General features: G+C 74.9%; 17 protein-coding genes and 1 pseudogene. 8 read left to right on the plus strand and 10 right to left on the minus strand.

Annotated features, from left to right (window positions below; all coding sequences use genetic code 11):
- Positions 1-44: 44 nt before the first annotated feature.
- From IF73_RS40065 to IF73_RS0135205, 3 genes are all read left to right on the plus strand, one after another.
- Complete coding sequence (locus IF73_RS40065; RefSeq protein ID WP_078868426.1) at positions 45-245, plus strand: hypothetical protein; 201 nt, start codon at positions 45-47, stop codon at positions 243-245.
- 54 nt (positions 246-299) lie between these two features.
- Complete coding sequence (locus IF73_RS0135200; protein ID WP_031015153.1) at positions 300-1,064, plus strand: DUF4239 domain-containing protein; 765 nt, start codon at positions 300-302, stop codon at positions 1,062-1,064.
- A 164-nt stretch (positions 1,065-1,228) separates the two neighbouring features.
- Complete coding sequence (locus IF73_RS0135205; protein WP_031015154.1) at positions 1,229-1,789, plus strand: hypothetical protein; 561 nt, start codon at positions 1,229-1,231, stop codon at positions 1,787-1,789.
- Between the two features lie 103 nt (positions 1,790-1,892).
- Here the strand turns inward: IF73_RS0135205 and IF73_RS0135210 are convergent, their stop codons facing one another.
- Positions 1,893-2,378, minus strand: coding sequence for a hypothetical protein (locus IF73_RS0135210; protein ID WP_031015157.1), 486 nt, complete (start codon positions 2,376-2,378; stop codon positions 1,893-1,895).
- Between the two features lie 427 nt (positions 2,379-2,805).
- Between IF73_RS0135210 and IF73_RS0135215 the strand changes: the two genes are divergently transcribed.
- Complete coding sequence (locus IF73_RS0135215; RefSeq protein ID WP_031015159.1) at positions 2,806-3,468, plus strand: class F sortase; 663 nt, start codon at positions 2,806-2,808, stop codon at positions 3,466-3,468.
- A gap of 63 nt (positions 3,469-3,531) precedes the next feature.
- Here IF73_RS0135215 and IF73_RS0135220 read toward each other — a convergent pair whose 3' ends face one another.
- Positions 3,532-4,392 (minus strand): polysaccharide deacetylase family protein, encoded by an 861-nt coding sequence (locus IF73_RS0135220; RefSeq protein WP_031015160.1) that lies wholly within the window; start codon positions 4,390-4,392, stop codon positions 3,532-3,534.
- A gap of 177 nt (positions 4,393-4,569) precedes the next feature.
- Complete coding sequence (locus tag IF73_RS0135225; RefSeq protein ID WP_031015162.1) at positions 4,570-5,778, minus strand: CapA family protein; 1,209 nt, start codon at positions 5,776-5,778, stop codon at positions 4,570-4,572.
- A 280-nt stretch (positions 5,779-6,058) separates the two neighbouring features.
- On the opposite strand from IF73_RS0135225, the gene IF73_RS0135230 reads away from it, so the two are divergent.
- The 4 genes from IF73_RS0135230 (at position 6,059) to IF73_RS0135250 (ending at position 8,709) form a co-directional block, all read left to right on the plus strand.
- A complete protein-coding gene (locus IF73_RS0135230) occupies positions 6,059-6,622 on the plus strand; it encodes a sigma-70 family RNA polymerase sigma factor (RefSeq protein WP_031015172.1) in 564 nt (187 codons plus the stop codon).
- A 22-nt stretch (positions 6,623-6,644) separates the two neighbouring features.
- Positions 6,645-7,058 carry a PaaI family thioesterase gene (locus tag IF73_RS0135235; protein ID WP_031015174.1) on the plus strand — a complete coding sequence of 138 codons (414 nt, stop codon included), beginning with the start codon at positions 6,645-6,647 and terminating at the stop codon, positions 7,056-7,058.
- A 579-nt stretch (positions 7,059-7,637) separates the two neighbouring features.
- Entirely contained in the window at positions 7,638-8,141 is a 504-nt protein-coding gene (locus IF73_RS0135245) for a hypothetical protein (RefSeq protein WP_031015178.1), read from the plus strand.
- An 85-nt stretch (positions 8,142-8,226) separates the two neighbouring features.
- The gene (locus IF73_RS0135250; RefSeq protein ID WP_420706607.1) at positions 8,227-8,709 is read left to right on the plus strand and encodes a hypothetical protein; all 483 of its coding nucleotides are present in this window, start codon (positions 8,227-8,229) and stop codon (positions 8,707-8,709) included.
- 3 nt (positions 8,710-8,712) lie between these two features.
- On the opposite strand, the gene IF73_RS0135255 is transcribed toward IF73_RS0135250, so the two are convergent.
- From IF73_RS0135255 to IF73_RS38295, 7 genes and pseudogenes are all read right to left on the minus strand, one after another.
- A complete protein-coding gene (locus tag IF73_RS0135255; protein ID WP_031015182.1) occupies positions 8,713-9,924 on the minus strand; it encodes a histidine kinase in 1,212 nt (403 codons plus the stop codon).
- The gene (locus IF73_RS0135260) at positions 9,921-11,654 is read right to left on the minus strand and encodes a cation acetate symporter (protein ID WP_031015184.1); all 1,734 of its coding nucleotides are present in this window, start codon (positions 11,652-11,654) and stop codon (positions 9,921-9,923) included. The genes IF73_RS0135255 and IF73_RS0135260 overlap by 4 nt, the downstream gene beginning before the upstream one ends.
- A 10-nt stretch (positions 11,655-11,664) precedes the next feature.
- A complete protein-coding gene (locus IF73_RS0135265) occupies positions 11,665-12,048 on the minus strand; it encodes a membrane protein (protein WP_031015185.1) in 384 nt (127 codons plus the stop codon).
- A gap of 74 nt (positions 12,049-12,122) precedes the next feature.
- Positions 12,123-12,875, minus strand: a complete 753-nt coding sequence (locus IF73_RS0135270) for a LytR/AlgR family response regulator transcription factor (RefSeq protein WP_031015186.1) — start codon at positions 12,873-12,875, stop codon at positions 12,123-12,125.
- Positions 12,876-12,946: 71 nt separating this feature from the next.
- Positions 12,947-13,819 (minus strand): Fpg/Nei family DNA glycosylase, encoded by an 873-nt coding sequence (locus tag IF73_RS0135275; RefSeq protein ID WP_031015187.1) that lies wholly within the window; start codon positions 13,817-13,819, stop codon positions 12,947-12,949.
- A gap of 40 nt (positions 13,820-13,859) precedes the next feature.
- On the minus strand, positions 13,860-15,959 hold the full coding sequence (locus IF73_RS0135280; protein WP_037881532.1) for a SpoIIE family protein phosphatase: 2,100 nt from the start codon (positions 15,957-15,959) through the stop codon (positions 13,860-13,862).
- Between the two features lie 47 nt (positions 15,960-16,006).
- A pseudogene (locus IF73_RS38295) lies at positions 16,007-16,326 on the minus strand (hypothetical protein); the annotation flags it as partial.

The following is a 16,326-nucleotide window of genomic DNA, read 5'->3' on the forward strand; positions in this document are numbered from 1 at the left end:
AAGACGGCATACGAGATCTAGTACGGTCTCGTGGGCTCGGAGATGTGTATAAGAGACAGCCGTCCCCCACCCCGACGACGGCGCCGCGCCCCGCGCCGCCCGCGACCCCCGTCGCGCTGCCGCACTACAAGCGGGCCTCCCGGCCCCAGCCGAAGACCACGTCGTCGCCGGTCACCACGATGCTCCTGATCACCGCCCCGGCCGTGCTGGCCACCGCGATCCTGCGCCCGCGCTCCTCCCGCTGACCGGCCCGAGCGCCGCGCCCCCGACTCGAACCCCCTGAGAAAGACCGAGGAACCATGTCCGAATGGCTCGTCCTGACCTTGGCGATGGCCGCCGCGTGCGCCGTCGTCCTGGCCATCGTCGTCATCAACCACCGCCGGATCCCCGACGACGACGACCCCAACGAGACCCCCGACGTCATCGAGTACATGACGATGATGATCGGCGTCATCTACGCGATCGTCCTCGGCCTCGCCATCGCCGGCGTCTGGGAGGGCCGCGGCGCCGCCCAGGAGGTGGTGCGCCAGGAGGCCCAGGCGATGCACGAGATCTCCGAGCGGGTCGAGGTCTACCCGCTGCCGGTCCGCGAGGGAATCCGCGCCGACGTCGACGCGTACGTCGACTACGTGGTGAACACGGAGTTCCCGCACATGGCGGAGGAGGGCGAGACCACCCCCGAGGGCGACGCCCTGCTCCAGAAGGTGCGCCGCAGCGTCACCGACTACCAGCCCGCCAACGACTTCGAGGGGCAGGCGTACCAGCCGCTGGTCGACCAGGTGATGGTCGCCGACGACGCCCGCGGCGCGCGCGGCCAGAGCGCCGGCGAGACCATGCCCGGCGTGGTCTGGTTCGGTCTGATCATCGGCGCCCTGGTCTCGGTGGGGCTCATCTTCACGCTCCAGATCCGTCGCACCGGCCGCGAGTTGCTGCTCGCCGGCCTCTACAGCGCGCTGATCGCCTTCCTGCTCTTCCTCATCTGGGACTTCGACGCCCCGTTCGGCCGCGGCCTCGCCGCCACCGCCACGCCGTTCACCGACCTGTTCCCGCAGGTCACGGAGTGACGGGGAGGGCGGGGCTGGGCCGCCCGGGGGACAAGGGTGCCCCATTCGCACGTCTGGGATCGCGGCTGTGGTAGTGCGCTCCTAGCGTTTCGGGCAACGAGGTGCACGCAGGCTTCACGCGGCCAAACCGCCGCGGCCGGCCCTCGGGACCCGGAGGAATCACCATGCGCGCGATACGTGCCGCGTCCACCGCCCTGCTGGGGGCGGCCGCCCTCGCCCTGGCCGCCCCCGTCACCGTCGCCCACGCGGCCGACGGTGCGCCCGCGCCGAACCCGCGGGTGCGGGGCGCCAAGGCCCCGGGCGATTTCGTCGTCTCCCCGTCGCTCGTCGCCCCCGGCGGGCGGGTGACGCTCAGCGCCCCCGGCTGCGCCAGTACGGCGACGGCGACGGCGGGCATCTTCGACACCGTCCAGATCGCCCCGGGCTCGGCCGTCACCGCCACCGTGGACGCGGACGCCAAGCGCGGCGCCGTGTACACGGTGGCGTTCAACTGCTCGGGCGGCGTGCAGGACACCGTGGACCTGACGATCAGCGGACTGGCCACCCTGTCGCCGACCGCCCGCTCCACCGTGCTGCTCACCCCGCGCGGTGTGCAGGGCGGCCTCGGCGGCTCCCAGGGAAGTCTCGAATCGGGGACGCTGGCGGCCGGTACGGCCCTGGTGCTCGCCGCCGCCGCGGGCACGGCGTACGTGGTCCGGCGCCGTTCGCACGACCGCCGGCACTGAGCGGCCGGGCCCGCCCCGTCGCGCCGGACAGCCCGCCGCCCCCGGATCCCTTCCGGGACACGGGGGCGGCGGGCACAGGAGGCCGACCGGGAGGTTCGGCCGGTCAGACGCCCGTGCCGGTCATCCGGCGGCGACGGAGCACGAAGACGCCGCCGCCGAGCGCGGCGGCGGCGACCAGGCTGCCGCCGACGGCCATCTCGGTGGAGCTGGGCGCCAGCGAACCGCCGAGGCCACCCTGGGCGCCGCGGCCCGCGAGCACGCGGAACGGGTGCGTGACGACGCGGGAGTTGTCGCTGCACTTGACGGCCAGGTTGTAGTTGCCGGGCGTGGCGTTGTTGTAGACCCGGGCGATCGCGCTGGACAGGCCGTTGGAGTTGACCGAGAGGCTGGTCTCCGGGAAGGCGTTGGACGTGACCGTGCCGCCGTGGCCGCAGCCCTTGGCCGTGATCGTGATCGTCGACCCCGCGTGGACGTCGTAGGGATTGACTTGGACGTTGCTGGGACCGTTGGTGGCGGCGGCGAGGGGAGCGGCCAGGGCGACCGCCGCGAACGCGGTGGCGGTCACCGCCAGAGTGCGTGCAGCACGCATGGTTGAACCTCCAGTGGAAGGCGCCCCGAAGCGGTGCTCCGGGAGATTCGACGAGTACGCCTTCCATGACGAACCATCACAACTCGGGCCCCTCCCTGCACCTCGGCACTGAGCCGGTCCGGTGAGCGGTCATGTCCGCCGATCGAGTTGTGCGGGACCACAGACCCGCAGGTCAGGGGCGCGCGAAACGATTGTCAGACGAGTACTCGGATGGGTCAGCGCGCTGTCACCCGGGCGGGCAGGGGGCCCGACGCCCCCCGTCCGCACCGTTTCTGACGGCGGGTCGGTTCTCGGGCGGCTCCCGGCGGGGCCCTTGGTCGGCGCGTCGCCACCCGTACGGAGGCGGGGGGTTACCCGTTCGGGCCGCCCGGAGGGCGGAGGTGCAAAGGCGCCCTTACCGTTCACACGTCGCCACGAAGGGAGAACCATGCCCCCGAAGGACTTCCGCGTCCCTGAGCGCAGGAGACGACAACCCTGGGGCGTCCTGGCCCTCGCCATGCTGTCCGGACTCGCGATGATGCGCAACGGCGCGGACGTCGCGGGAGGCCCGCCGCAGCCGGCCGCCGCGGCCCGTCCGGTGGCGCGTCCGGTCGTCGCGCCGCCCGCGGAGGAGTCGGCGGGCGTCCAGCCGCTGCCCTTCGCGCCCGCCTCGCGGATCCGCATCCCGGCGATCGAGGTAGCGGCCCCGGTGATGGACGTGGGGCTCGACGCGGACGGCTGGGTGGCGGCCCCTCCCCCGCAGGACGCCAATCTGGCCGGCTGGTACCAGAACGGCATCGCGCCCGGCCAGCGCGGCACCGCGGTGATCGTCGGGCACGTCGACAACAACAGCGGCCCGGCGGTCTTCTACGGCCTCGGCTCCCTGGAGAAGGGCCAGCACGTCGAGGTCGAGCGGTACGACGGACGGGTGGCGGTCTTCGAGATCTACGGCATCGAGGTCTACTCCAAGGAGGACTTCCCCGGCCCGCAGGTCTACGGGGACACCGGCCTTCCGGAGCTGCGCGTGATCACCTGCGGCGGCGGCTACACCCGGGCGAAGGGGTACGACGGGAACGTGGTCGTCTACGCCCGGATGGTGGGTTCGCGCTGAGCCACGCGCGCGTGCAGGGCCCCGGGGGTGTCCCCCGGGGCCCTTCGCGCGACGTCCGGGCGGTCAGCGCCGGGGGACCGTGACGGCGTAGCCCTGGTCGAGGAGCGCGGGCAGGTAGCGGCGGAGGGCGGCGACGCTCTGGGAGCGGTTCCCGCCGGCGTCGTGGGAGAGGACGATGACGCCGGGTCCCGCGCCGTCGAGGACCCGGCGGACGATGGTGCCGGTGCCGGGCTCCTTCCAGTCGAGGGTGTCCACGGACCAGGCGAGCGGCTCCATGCCCAGCTCGGCGCCGATCTCGAAGGAGTGCCGGTTCCAGGCGCCGTACGGGGCCCGGTACCAGAGCGGGGCGGCGCCCAGCGTCCGTTCCACCACCTCGCTGGTGGAGCCGAGTTCGTCCCGGATGCGGGAGGGCCGCAGCTTCGGCACGAGCGGATGGGACCACGAGTGGTTGCCGACCACGTGCCCGTCGTCGGCCATCTCCCGGAGCAGGTCCGGGTTGGCCACCGCCATCTCGCCGCAGACGAAGAACATCGCCCGGCAGTCGTACTGCCGCAGGGTGGCCAGGATGTCGGGGGTGTAGCGGGGGTCGGGGCCGTCGTCGAAGGTGAGCACCATGGTGCGGCCGACGCCGGTGAGCGAGAGGAAGGGCCGCCGCCGGACCGGGGGCAGGGCCCGGGGCCGGCCGGCGGGGGCGTACGCGGTCATGGGCTGGAGCCGGTACGCGGAGGGGCGCAGCCGGGGCGAGGAGGCCGGCGGCCCGGCGGCGGCGGGCGGGCCCTGGGGTGCGGCGGGGGTGCCCTCCCCGGCGGTGTCGCCGGGGCCGAAGCGGTCGAGGGCGAACGCGCCGGCCGCGACGGTGACGCCGAGTCCGGCGGCCAGGCGCAGCACCGACCTCCGCCCGATGGGCAGCTGATCGTTTTTCATGACCAATGGTTCGTCCGGGGAGGGTCCCGGGCCCCTCACCGACACCGGGCCGCCGCCCGATTGCACCCGTTGGGCCGATACCCCCGGAGGGGCCTCGTCACTGCGGGCGGCGTCGTACGCGGCCGGGCCGGCCCGCCGGCACGGTCACGGTCGTCCCCCGACCGGCCGCCGCCGTCGCTATGTGCCGAGGGCGAGACCGTCCTTGTCGGCGCCCCGGCCGAGGACGACCTGGCGGATCGTCTCGCGGATGCCGGCGTGGCGGGGGTCCGAGGTGTCGGCGCCCAGGTTGACCACGCGGCCGCGGCCGGTGTCGAACCACTGGGGCACGAACTCGGCCTTGGTGACCTCCCAGCGGGCGCCGGGCCTCTTCGGCGGGGCGAAGGTGAAGCGGCCGATGCTGCCCTGGTTGCCTCGGGGGTCGAAGACGCCCTCGTGGTTGATCATGTCGCCGGCGATCTGGTCGCCCATGCCGTAGATCACCCAGGTGCCGTTGACCTTCTCGTACGCCTGGGGGACGTGGGCGTGGGTGCCGACGATGAGGTCGATGTCGGGGCGGCCGCCGGTGCGGGAGGCGGTGAGCGAGCGGGCCAGCGAGAGCTGCCGTTCGTCGGGCTCGGTCTGCCACTCGGTGCCCCAGTGGACGCTGACGACGACCACGTCGGCGCCGGCGGCGCGGGCGGCCCGGGCGTCGGCGAGCACCTTGGCCTCGTCGAGCAGGTTCACCGCCCAGGGCTGCCCCGCGGGGAGCGGGTAGCCGTTGGTGTCGTAGGTGTAGGCGAGCTGGGCGACGGTGGCGCCGCCGGCCTTGAGCAGGGTGGGCCGGGCGGCCTCGGCGGCGGTACGGGCCGATCCGGCGTGCTTCACGCCCGCCGCGTCGAGGGCGTCGAGGGTGCGGCCGAGCCCGGCGGCGCCGTCGTCGAGGGTGTGGTTGGAGGCGGTGGAGCAGGAGTCGTAGCCGGTGGCCTTCAGCGCGGTGGCGACCTCGGGCGGGGACTTGAAGGCGGGGTAGCCGGTGTAGGGGCCGCCGTCCTTCCCGTACACCGTCTCCATGTGGCAGATGGCGAGGTCGGCGCGGGAGACGACCGGCTTGACCCCGGCGAGCATGGGGCGGAAGTCGTAGCCGCCGTCGCCGGCGTCGGCGGCGGCGCGGCGGATGATCGAGTCGTGCGGGAGGACGTCGCCGGAGGCCACCAGGGTGAAGCCGGCCGGCTTGGGGGCCGGGGCGGGGCGCGGCGCGGTGGAGCCGCCGGAAGAGCCGCCGGGTGAGGGGGTGCCGCCGAGGCCGCCCTGGCTGCACGCGGCGACGACGGCGAGCAGGGAGCCGGCGAGGACGGTGGAGCCGGCACGGGCGAGTCTGGCGCGTACCGGTCTGGTGCCTGCGGTCATGACGACTGCCACCCCGATCATAGGAAGAACACGTGTTCTGCCGAATTCATCCCTCGGGGGGTCTTCAGTCAAGGGACCGGGCCGGGGCAGGGCGCGAACCCCACCGAATCGGACGAACAACCCTCACTTGATCGCCTTCCGACCGTTCGCCGTGCCATTCGCCGCTCGTTCCGACCGTTCGTCGCAGACCGTTGTCCGTTCCCTGTCCTCGTCCGGCCGGATGCGTTCGTATACGGCGCGGACGACGAACCGCCGAGCGGGCGGCGAAGGGTGGGCACTCATGACGACGGCGACGGCGACGACCGACGAGCGGACGCTTCAGGAACTCCAGCGCGAGCACGGCCCCGCCCTGCTCTCCTTCCTCCTCGGGCTGACCTACGGCGACCGCCAGCGCGCCGAGGACCTCGCCCAGGAGACCCTGGTCCGGGCCTGGCTCCACCCCGAGGCGTTCAGCGGCGCCTACGCCTCGATGCGGCCCTGGCTCTTCACCGTGGCCCGCCGGCTCGCCATCGACGCCCGCCGCTCCCGGCTGGCCCGGCCGGCCGAGATCGGCGACGGGGTCCTGGCGGTGACCCCGGACCCCTCGGACGCCACCGAGTCGGCCGAGGCGGCCCTCGACGTCCGGGCGGCGGTACGCGAGTTGAGCCCGGAGCACCGGGCGGTGCTGGTACGGCTCTACTTCCACGGGCTCACCGTCAACGAGGCCGCCGTGGACCTCGGCATCCCGGCCGGCACGGTCAAGTCCCGTTCCCACTACGCCCTCCGGCAGCTCGGCCGCTCGCTGCCCGGCTACCGGCCGCGTCACGGCGTCGTTGCCCGCCACCGGGCCGCGGCCGCACAATGACGCCGTGACGCTCCCTGACACCGTGGCGCTGACTCCCGCCGCCGCCGAGAAGATCCTCGCCGACAACTTCGCCCCCTGGGTCCTGGACCTGGAACTCACCGTCGACTCCGTCGACGGCCACGAGGCCGTCCTCCGCCTCCCCTGGTCCGACCGGCTGGCGCGCGAGGGCGGCGGCATCTCCGGCCAGGCCCTGATGGCCGCGGCCGACACCGCCACCGTCATCGCCGTCTCGGCGGCCCGCGGCGGCTTCGTCCCCATGACGACCGTCCAGCAGTCCACCAGCTTCCAGCGGGCGGTCCTCGGCGCAGACGTCCTGATCCGCGCCCGCCTCACCAAGCTCGGCAAGCGGATGGCCTTCGCCGACATCACCATGACCGCCGACGGCACCACCGAGCCCGCCGCCCACGCGACGGCCGTCTACGCCCTGCTGGGCTGAGGGCACCGGCGACGCCCGGGCGCCCTTCGCCTCCCGGTGAAGGTCGGCGGCGGCTGGGGGATCCACAACGACGTCACGGTCGCCGGCGACCTCGACGGCGCGCCGACCGGCGATGTGGTCGCCCGCGACGGGGACGGCGTCCCGTGGCCGTATCCGGGCCGCGGCGACGGCACGTTCGCCGGCCGGCAGCGGATCGGCGGGGGCCGGCAGACGTACACGCACCTCATCGGCGCGGGGACGCGGACGGTGACGGGCGGGCCGATCCGCTCGGCCTCGGGGCCCGGAGCGGCGTGTGGCTGTACCGCGGCACCGGCGACGGGCGCGCGCCGTTCCAGGGCCGCCAGGCCACGGCCGATCTGACGGCACCGGCGAGGGCGGGGCTGCCCGCCACCTGAGGCGTGGGGGTCGGCGGGGCATGGCGGGGCACGCGCTGGGCGGGCCCCGCCGGCCCGCCCGGACGGCGCGGGCCGGGCGGGCCGGCGCACGCACCCAGGAAGGCCCCCGCGGCACGGCCGCGCACGCGGGAACGAACCCGGGGTCTATACACTCCATGTATACACAGTGCGTATAGTCACGCCCATGACCTCACCACCTCACACCCCGCCCCTCCCCCGCCTGTTCAAGGCCGTCGTCGTCACCGGGATCGCGGTCGGCGCCGCGCACCTCGTGCTCTCCGACACGCTGCGCTTCGCGCTCGTCGGGCAGGCGTCGGCCGCCCTGGGGACGCCGACCGGCTACGGGGAGGCGCAGGTGTTCACCACCGCGCTGCTCAACACCGCGCTGGTCATGCCGCTCGTGCTCTGGACCGGGATGCGGCTGAGCGGGGAGCGGCAGCCGGCGGCGATGGTGCTGGTGGGGAGCGTGGGATGGATCATCACCGTCTGGAACGGGATCGACGGCCTGGACGACCGCTTCGGCGCGGTCCTGCCCTTCCGCTCGCTCGCGCTCGTCGTCGGTGTCACGGCGCTCGCCTCGCTCGTCCGCCGGCGCCCCTCCCCAGCCTCTTCCGCACCATCCGTCCCGGCAGACCCGTCGGCACCGATCCGGCCGGGGAACGTATCCGAAACCACACCGGCGAGTTGAGCAAAGCGGTCCACGCGGACGCCCCGAGCGGAGGAGGCTCTGCTCCGGGTCCCGAGAACCGCGGGTCCCCGACGTCCGGGAGAAGGTGGGAGCGTTGCCGCCCGAGAGCACGAACGGCGCCGGCCGCAGGAGCGGCGGGGGTCTGGCCGTACCGATGGCCTGGCTGTGCGCCGAGTACCTGGCCGACCAGTATCTGACCGCGGCCGGCCTGACCGACCCCGGCTCACTGGAGCACCGCGCCTCCCTGCGCGCCCTGGCCCTCACGGTCCATCTCTCCGGGGAGCCCGGCGCCGACGTGTGGCTGGGCCTCACCGCGCACGAGGCGGGCTGGCCGGACTGGGTGGAGGAACGGCTCGCCGCCGCCGAGGCGGAGGACCCCGACGGACCCGACCTCGCCCTCGCCCGGGACACCTGGCGGGCCCTGCGGGAGACCTGGGTGCACGCCGCCGACCTCGACGGCCTGCCGGGGACGGGTCCCGGGCTGACGGTCGACGAGACGGCCCGCGCCTGGCTGCCCGCCTGGCGGCTCGGCCTGCCGCTCGCCCATCTCGCCGTGTGGCTGTCCTGACGGTCAGCGCGTCGGCGACGGATGCACGCCCGGACGGTACTTGGGGAAGCGCGCGGTCACCTTCATGCCGGCGCCGACACCGGTCTCGATGACGAGTCCGTGCTCCGGCCCGTACACCTGACGCAGCCGCTCGTCCACGTTGGACAGGCCGATGCCGGAGCCGCCCGGCTGCTCGCCGCGCAGCACCGCCCGCAGCCGCTCCGGGTCCATGCCGACGCCGTCGTCCTCGACGGTCACCACGGCCTCCGATCCGGCGTCCCGCGCGGCGATGGTGACCCGGCAGCCCCGCTCCCGGTCCTGCAGCCCGTGCTTGACGGCGTTCTCCACCAGCGGCTGGAGACAGAGGAAGGGCAGCGCGACCGGCAGCACCTCCGGCGCGATCTGGAGCGTCACCTTGAGCCGGTCGCCGAAGCGGGCCCCGGCCAGTGCCAAGTACTGCTCGATCGCGCGCAGTTCGTCGGCCAGGGTGGCGAAGTCGCCGTGCCGGCGGAAGGAGTAGCGGGTGAAGTCGGCGAACTCCTGGAGGAGGTCCCGGGCCCGCTCCGGGTCGGTGCGGACGAACGAGGCGATCGCGGCGAGGGAGTTGAAGATGAAGTGCGGGGAGATCTGGGCGCGCAGCGCGCGGATCTCCGCCTCCACCATCCGGGTCCGGGAGCGGTCCAGTTCGGCCAGCTCCAGCTGGACCGAGACCCAGCGGGCCACCTCGGTGGCGGCCCGCACGAGCACCGCCGACTCCCGCGGCCCGTAGGCGACCAGCGCGCCGAGGACCCCCTCCTCACCGGTGAGCGGGGCCGTCACCGCCCACCGCAGCGCGCAGCCGGGGTCGGCGCACCCGGTGGGCGCCGAGCGGCTGCGGCCGGTCTCCAGGGTCGCGGCGGCCAGCTCGGGCACGCCCGCGTGGTGGTGGGCCTCGCCGGGGCCGTCCCAGGCCAGGACGGCCGAACCGTCGGTGAGACAGAGGGCCTCGGTGCCGAGCAGCGAGCGCAGCGGGCGGGCCGCCTTGCGGGCGGTCTCCTCGGTCAGCCCGGCACGCAGCGGCGGAGCGGCGAGCGAGGCGGTGTGCAGGGTGTGGAAGGTGGCGCGCTCGACGGGGGTGCCGAGGTCGAGGTCGGCGGAGCGGGCGCCCCGGCGCGCCGTGAGCCGGCCGAGGACGACGCCGGCGGCGAGCAGGACGGCTCCGGCGGCGCTCGCCGCGGCCAGGGCGATGCCGCTCACCGGCGGGCCTCCTGGGCGGTCACGGGGGCGGTGAACTCCTCGGGCAGATGGAGCCGGGCGAGGGTCGCCGCGGTGCCGGGCGGGACGCTGCGCGGGGTGGCGAGCGAGACCAGGATCATGGTGAGGAAGCCGAGCGGGACGGACCAGACGGCGGGCCAGGCCATCAGGGTGTGCGTCCAGCCCGCCGGGGCGAGCCCGGCCCGGGTGGCCATCACGGCGGCGAGCGCGGAGCCGCCGCCGAGGAGGAGCCCGGCGGCGGCGCCGGGCGGGGTGAGCCGCCGCCACCAGATGCCGAGGACGAGGAGCGGGCAGAAGGAGGAGGCGGAGACGGCGAAGGCGAGGCCGACGGCGTCGGCGACCGGCACCTTGGAGGCGGCGACGCCGACGGCGAGCGGGACGGCGGTGGCGAGCACCGTCGCGAGCCGGAAGTGCCGGACCGCGCGGGACGGCAGCACGTCCTGGGCGAGGACGCCGGCGACGGACATGGTGAGTCCCGAGGCGGTGGAGAGGAAGGCGGCGAAGGCGCCGCCGGCGAGGAAGGCGCCGAGCAGGTCGCCGAGCGCGCCGCCGACGATCCGGTCGGGCAGGACGAGCACGGCCGCGTCGGCCGACCCGGTGAGGGCGAGCTCGGGGGCGTAGATCCGGCCGAGCGCCCCGTACCCCGCGGGCAGCAGGTAGAAGACGCTGATCAGGCCGAGCACGACGAGGGTGGTGCGGCGGGCGGCCCGTCCGTGGGGGCTGGTGTAGAAGCGGACGGCGACGTGCGGGAGGCCCATGGTGCCGAGGAAGGTGGCCAGGATCAGTCCGTACGTGGCGTACAGCTGGTGGCCGTCGCGGCCGCCGGCCAGGGGCTGGGACCAGCCGAGGGGATCGGCGCCGTTCGCGCGCCGCTCGGGGACCGGCGTGCCGGGCGGCAGGGCGAGGACGGTGCCGCCGTCGACCCGGTGGGTGCCCGGCGGGAGGGTGACGGCCCGCTCCTCGTACCGGACGGAGTCGACCGTGCCGGTGACGGTGAGGGTCAGTGGGGCGTCCAGCCCGACGCGCACGGTGTCGGCGACCCGGACGACGGTGTGCTCGCGGAGCACGGCGGGCGCGTCGAAGCGGGCCCGGGGTGCCCCGTCGCCGTACCAGGCGGCGACCAGGAAGAAGGCCGGGACGAGCAGGGCGGTGAGTTTCAGCCAGTACTGGAACGCCTGGACGAAGGTGATGCTGCGCATGCCGCCCGCGGCGACCGTGCCGGTGACGACCACGGCGACGAGCAGCCCGCCGACCCAGTCGGGGGCGCCGGTGAGGATCTCCAGGGTGAGCCCGGCGCCCTGGAGCTGCGGCAGCAGGTAGAGCCAGCCGATGCCGACGACGAAGAGGCTGGCGAGCCGGCGGACCTGCGGGGACTCCAGGCGCGCCTCGGCGAAGTCGGAGAGGGTGTACGCGCCGGAGCGGCGCAGCGGGGCCGCGACGAGGACGAGCAGCACCAGATAGCCGGCGGTGTAGCCGACCGGGTACCAGAGCATGGCCGGGCCCTGGACGAGGACGAGTCCGGCGATGCCGAGGAAGGAGGCGGCGGAGAGGTACTCGCCGCTGATGGCGGCCGCGTTGAGCCGGGGCCCGGCGGTGCGGGAGGCGACGTAGAAGTCGGAGGTGGTGCGGGAGACGCGCAGGCCGAGGGCGCCGATGAGCACGGTGGCGAGGACGACGGCGGTGACGGCGACGACGGCGTAGGTCTGGTTCACGCGGGCCGCCTCACCTTTCGACGAGGCCGGTGAAGTCGCGCTCGTTGCGCTCGGCCCGGCGGACGTACCAGTGGGCGACGGCCCAGACGACGGGGTAGACGCCGACGCCGAGCGCGGCCCACACCAGCGCCTCGGGGGCGGGCAGGGCGAGCAGCAGCGGGAGGGTGCCGACGAGCAGGGCGAGGGCGCCGAGCGCCGTGAGGGCGGCGCGGAGCTGGCTGCGCATCAGGGAGCGGACGTAGGTGTGGCCGAGGGTGGTCTGCTCGTCGATCTCGGAGCGGGCCGGCGGGTGCAGCGGCCGGGGGCGCGGCACGCGGCCGGGCCGGTCGCCGAGGGCGCTGGCGTGGGTGACGGTCTCGCGCCGGGGCCGGCGCGGCTCGGGGTGCTCCGGCATCGGCGTCGCTCTCTGACGGGCGGGTGGGCCCGTGGAGTGTAGGCAGACGGGGCGGCGCGCCGGTAGGGGTGTGGTCAGCCGCCGGCGCGGCGCAGCAGCAGGTCACGGAGGTGGCGGGCGTGCCGGCGGCTGACGGCGAGGTCGGTGGCGCCGACCCGGACGGAGGTGGCGCCGCCGTCGAGGCGGAGCTCCTCGACCCGGTCGAGGGCGACGAGGTGGCTGCGGTGGATGCGGACGAAGCCCCGGTCGGCCCAGCGCTCCTCCAGCGTGGAGAGCGGGATGCGGACGAGGTGGCTGCCCTGGTCGGTGTGGAGGCGGGCGTAGTCGCCGTGGGCCTCGACGTAGGCGATGTCGTCGACGGCGACGAAGCGGGTGACGCCGCCGAGTTCGACGGGGATCTGCTCGGGGGCGGCGGCGGCCGGGGGCGGGGCGGTGGCGTGGACGAGTTCGTGGACGCGGCGGACGGCCTCGGCGAGCCGTTCGCGGCGGACCGGCTTGAGGACGTAGTCGACGGCCTTGAGGTCGAAGGCGGTGAGCGCGAAGCCCTCGTGGGCGGTGACGAAGACGACGAGCGGGGGGCGGGCGAAGCCGGCGAGGAGGCGGGCGACGTCGAGTCCGGTGAGGCCGGGCATGTGGATGTCGAGGAAGACGACGTCGATGGTCTCCTCGCCGTCCGGCCCGGAGTCCAGCGCGCGCCCGATCCGGCGCAGCGCGGCGGTCGCGTCCCCGGCGCCCTCGGCGGTGCGGACCCGGGGGTCGGCGCGGAGCAGGTAGAGCAGCTCCCCGAGGGCGGGTTCCTCGTCGTCGACGGCCAGTACGCGCAGCATGCGCGGGAGCCTACTTCAGGGGGGAGCGGCCGGTCCCGCCCCGCCTCCCCGAGCGGCCGGTCCCGCCCCGCCTACTTGAGCAGCCGGGACATGCGGCGGTCGGCGAGGACCTTCCCGCCGGTCTGGCAGGTGGGGCAGTACTGGAGGGAGGAGTCGGCGAAGCTGACCTCGCGGATGGTGTCGCCGCAGACGGGGCAGGGTTCGCCGGTGCGGCCGTGGACGCGCAGGCCGGTCTTCTTCTCGGCCTTGAGCTTGCCGGCGGCGAGGCCGTGGGAGCGGGCGACGGCGTCCTGGAGGGTGGTGCGCAGGGCCTGGTAGAGGGCGGCGGTCTCCTCGGGGCCGAGGGTGGCGGTGGGTTTGAAGGGGGACATCCGGGCGGCGTGCAGGATCTCGTCGCTGTAGGCGTTGCCGATGCCGGCGATGAGGCTCTGGTCGCGGAGGGCGCCCTTGATCTGGCGGCGTTCGCCGGCGAGGAGGGCGGCGAAGGCGTCGGGCCCGAAGTCCTCGGCGAGCGGGTCGGGGCCGAGGCGGGCGATGCCCGGGACCTCCTGGGGGTCGTGGACGAGGTGGACGGCGAGCCGTTTGGTGGTGCCGGCCTCGGTGAGGTCGAAGCCGTCGCCGCCGGTGAGGGCGGCGCGCAGGGCGAGCGGCCCCTTGCCGGGTCGGGGCGGTCCGGAGGGCAGCGGGTCCTGCCAGCGGAGCCAGCCGGCCCGGGCGAGGTGGACGACGAGGTGCAGGGGTCCGGCGGGGGTGGCGGCGGTGATGTCGAGCCATTTGCCGTGCCGGGCGACACCGGTGACCTCGGCGCCGTCGAGGACGCCGAGCGGCGGGTCGTACGTCTTGAGGACGCTGATCGCGACGGGCAGCACGCGGGCGAACTCCTTGCCGACGAGGTGCTCGCCGAGGAACGCGCGGAGGGCTTCGACCTCGGGCAGTTCGGGCATGGCACCACCCTGCCGTACGGCACCGCCGGCCGCGCGCCGGTCACTCCCCGGGGTGCGGGTCCTGGACGGCGAACTCGCACCAGACGCATTTGCCGCCGCCGCGGGACTCGACGCCCCAGCTGTCGGAGAGCTGGTCGACGAGGAGGAGGCCGCGGCCGGAGACGCCGGCCTCGCCGGCCTCGCGGCGGCGGGGCAGGGCGCTGGAGCGGTCCTCGACCTCGACGCGGAGCCGTCGTGCGGTGCCGGGCAGGATCCGCAGGGTGACGATGGCGCCGCCGTCGGTGTGCATGAGCGCGTTGGTCATGAGTTCGTCGGCGACGAGCTCGATCTCGTCGGCGCGGGAGCCGGCGCCCCAGGCGCGGACGGCGGCCCGGACCATGTGGCGGGCGGCGCTGAGCGCCTCGGGGTCGCTCTGGGCGACGTGCTGGCGGAACCGCCCGCCGGCCGGGGTGTACGCGCCGAGGCGGCGCAGCAGCAGGATGGCGACGTCGTCCTCGCCGCCCCGGTCGGCGACGACCTCGCACAGGTGGTCGGCGAGTTCCTGCAGGTCGGAGGGGCCGTGCCGGACGAGGGAGGAGAGCCATTCGAGGCCCTCGTCGAGGTCGGCGCCGGGCTTCTCGACGAGGCCGTCGGTGTAGAGCATGAGGGTCTGGCCGGGGTCGAGTTCGAGGGTGGTGACGGGGTAGTCGAGCCGGCCGAACTCGGCGGAGAGGCCGAGCGGGAGCCCGCCCTCGACCGGAACCCGGCGGCAGGTGCCGTCGGCCTCGCGGACCAGTGGGTCGACGTGCCCGGCGCGGACCACCTGGACGACGCCGGTGCCGGGGTCGGCCTCGGCGTAGGTGCAGGTGGCGAAGCGTTCGGTGTCGAGTTCGTGGAGGAAGACGGAGGCGCGGGCCATGACGGTGGCGGGGGTGTGGCCCTCGGCGGCGTAGGCGCGGAGCACGATCCGCAGCTGGCCCATGACGGCGGCGGCGTGGGTGTCGTGGCCCTGGACGTCGCCGATGACGGCGCCGACCCGGCCGCCGGGGAGCGGGATGACGTCGTACCAGTCGCCGCCGACGTCGCGGCCGAGGCGGGCGGAGCGGTAGCGGACGGCTATCTGGGCGCCGGGCACCTCGGTGATCCGGCGGGGCAGCATCGCCTGCTGGAGCCCTTCGGCGAGGTCGTGTTCCTGCTCGTAGAGCATGGCGCGCTGGAGGCTCTGGGCGATGCTGCTGCCGAGGGCGACGAGCAGGGTCCGCTCGTCCTCGCTGAAGCCCCGCTTGTCGCTGTAGAGCAGGCCGAGGGCGCCGATGGGGCGGGCCTGGGCGATGAGCGGGAGGTAGGCGGCGGAGGTGATGCCGAGGCCGCTGATGTGCGGCCAGAGGACGGGGAAGGAGGCGGCGAAGTCCTCGGCGGTGTCGATGAAGCGGGGCCGCAGGGTGCGGATGACCTCGCTCATCGGGTACGGCTCGTCCACCCGGGTGAACCGGGTGCCGGGGACGAAGGCGCCGTCGGGCCCCTCGGCGACGAGGTGGATGCGGCCGGCCTCCAGCAGGCCCATGACGAGGCTGGCGGCGCCGAAGTGCTCCAGGGCGTGCGAGTCGTTGAGGAGGTCGATGACGTCCTGGACGGTGCGGGCGTAGGCGAGGGCGGCGGTGGTGCCCTCGACGACCCCGGCGCGCTGCCGGCGGCCCTCGTCGAGGCCGAGGCGGGCGGCGGACTCGGTGAGTTCGTGGGTGGCGTCCCGTATGACGCCGACGATCCGCACGGGGCGGCCGGTCGGGTCCCGGTAGACGATGCCCTGGGTGTGGGTCCACTGGTGGGAGCCGTCGCGGCGGCGGATGCGGAAGTACGCCCCGTACTGGTCGCTGCCGTCCTTGAGGGCCTGGGCGACGAGGGTGTCGAGCTGGCGGCCCTCGTCGGGCAGGACGCGGCTGCCGAGGGTCTCGGGGCGGCCGTCGTACTCGTCGGGGTCGAAGTCGAAGACGTCGAGGGCGGCCTCGTCCATCTCCATGGTGCCGGTGAGGAGGTCCCAGTCGAAGCCGCCCATGCGGAAGGCGGCTCCGAACGCGCTGAGGATCGGCGCCGCCGCGCCCTCCGTCACCGGTGCCGTGTCCGGCCGACCCGCCGTGTCCGCTCCCCCGCTGCCCACGCTCATGGGGGCCACGCTAGGGCCAGCGCGTTCCTCGCGCACCACAAAGATCTTCAGCCGGCGAAGGTGTCGGGTTCGGCGGACTCCGGCTCGACGGGGAGCGGGAGGAGCGGATCGTCGCCCTGGGGGTCCTGGTACGGCTCCGTGTACGGGTCGGCGTAGGGGTCCGCGTACGGGTCGGTGTAGGGGTCCGTGGAGGGGTCGGTGTACGGGTCCGTGGAGGGGTCGGCGGGCGCGTCCGGCTCGGGGTACGGCTCCGAGGGCGCGTCCGGCACGACCGGCTCCTCGGGGGCGGTCGGGGTGTCGGGGGCGCTGGGGGCGTCCGGCGTGGTCGGCGCGGGCGGGACGGCCGGGGTGTCGGGGGCGGTGGGGG

It is taken from the genome of Streptomyces sp. NRRL F-5727, assembly GCF_000719555.1.
Lineage (GTDB): Bacteria > Actinomycetota > Actinomycetes > Streptomycetales > Streptomycetaceae > Streptomyces.

What these genes read in the sequence shown, in the direction of transcription:
- IF73_RS0135265 (WP_031015185.1), bottom strand. Translation starts at nt 12,048, where the DNA reads ATGCCGGAGCACCCCGAGCCGCGCCGGCCCCGGCGCGAGACCGTCACC.
- IF73_RS0135225 (WP_031015162.1), bottom strand. Translation starts at nt 5,778, where the DNA reads ATGACCGCAGGCACCAGACCGGTACGCGCCAGACTCGCCCGTGCCGGC.
- IF73_RS0135220 (WP_031015160.1), bottom strand. Translation starts at nt 4,392, where the DNA reads ATGAAAAACGATCAGCTGCCCATCGGGCGGAGGTCGGTGCTGCGCCTG.
- IF73_RS0135200 (WP_031015153.1), top strand. Translation starts at nt 300, where the DNA reads ATGTCCGAATGGCTCGTCCTGACCTTGGCGATGGCCGCCGCGTGCGCC.
- IF73_RS0135280 (WP_037881532.1), bottom strand. Translation starts at nt 15,959, where the DNA reads ATGAGCGTGGGCAGCGGGGGAGCGGACACGGCGGGTCGGCCGGACACG.
- IF73_RS0135245 (WP_031015178.1), top strand. Translation starts at nt 7,638, where the DNA reads ATGACCTCACCACCTCACACCCCGCCCCTCCCCCGCCTGTTCAAGGCC.
- IF73_RS0135270 (WP_031015186.1), bottom strand. Translation starts at nt 12,875, where the DNA reads ATGCTGCGCGTACTGGCCGTCGACGACGAGGAACCCGCCCTCGGGGAG.
- IF73_RS0135275 (WP_031015187.1), bottom strand. Translation starts at nt 13,819, where the DNA reads ATGCCCGAACTGCCCGAGGTCGAAGCCCTCCGCGCGTTCCTCGGCGAG.
- IF73_RS0135210 (WP_031015157.1), bottom strand. Translation starts at nt 2,378, where the DNA reads ATGCGTGCTGCACGCACTCTGGCGGTGACCGCCACCGCGTTCGCGGCG.
- IF73_RS0135215 (WP_031015159.1), top strand. Translation starts at nt 2,806, where the DNA reads ATGCCCCCGAAGGACTTCCGCGTCCCTGAGCGCAGGAGACGACAACCC.
- IF73_RS0135205 (WP_031015154.1), top strand. Translation starts at nt 1,229, where the DNA reads ATGCGCGCGATACGTGCCGCGTCCACCGCCCTGCTGGGGGCGGCCGCC.
- IF73_RS0135230 (WP_031015172.1), top strand. Translation starts at nt 6,059, where the DNA reads ATGACGACGGCGACGGCGACGACCGACGAGCGGACGCTTCAGGAACTC.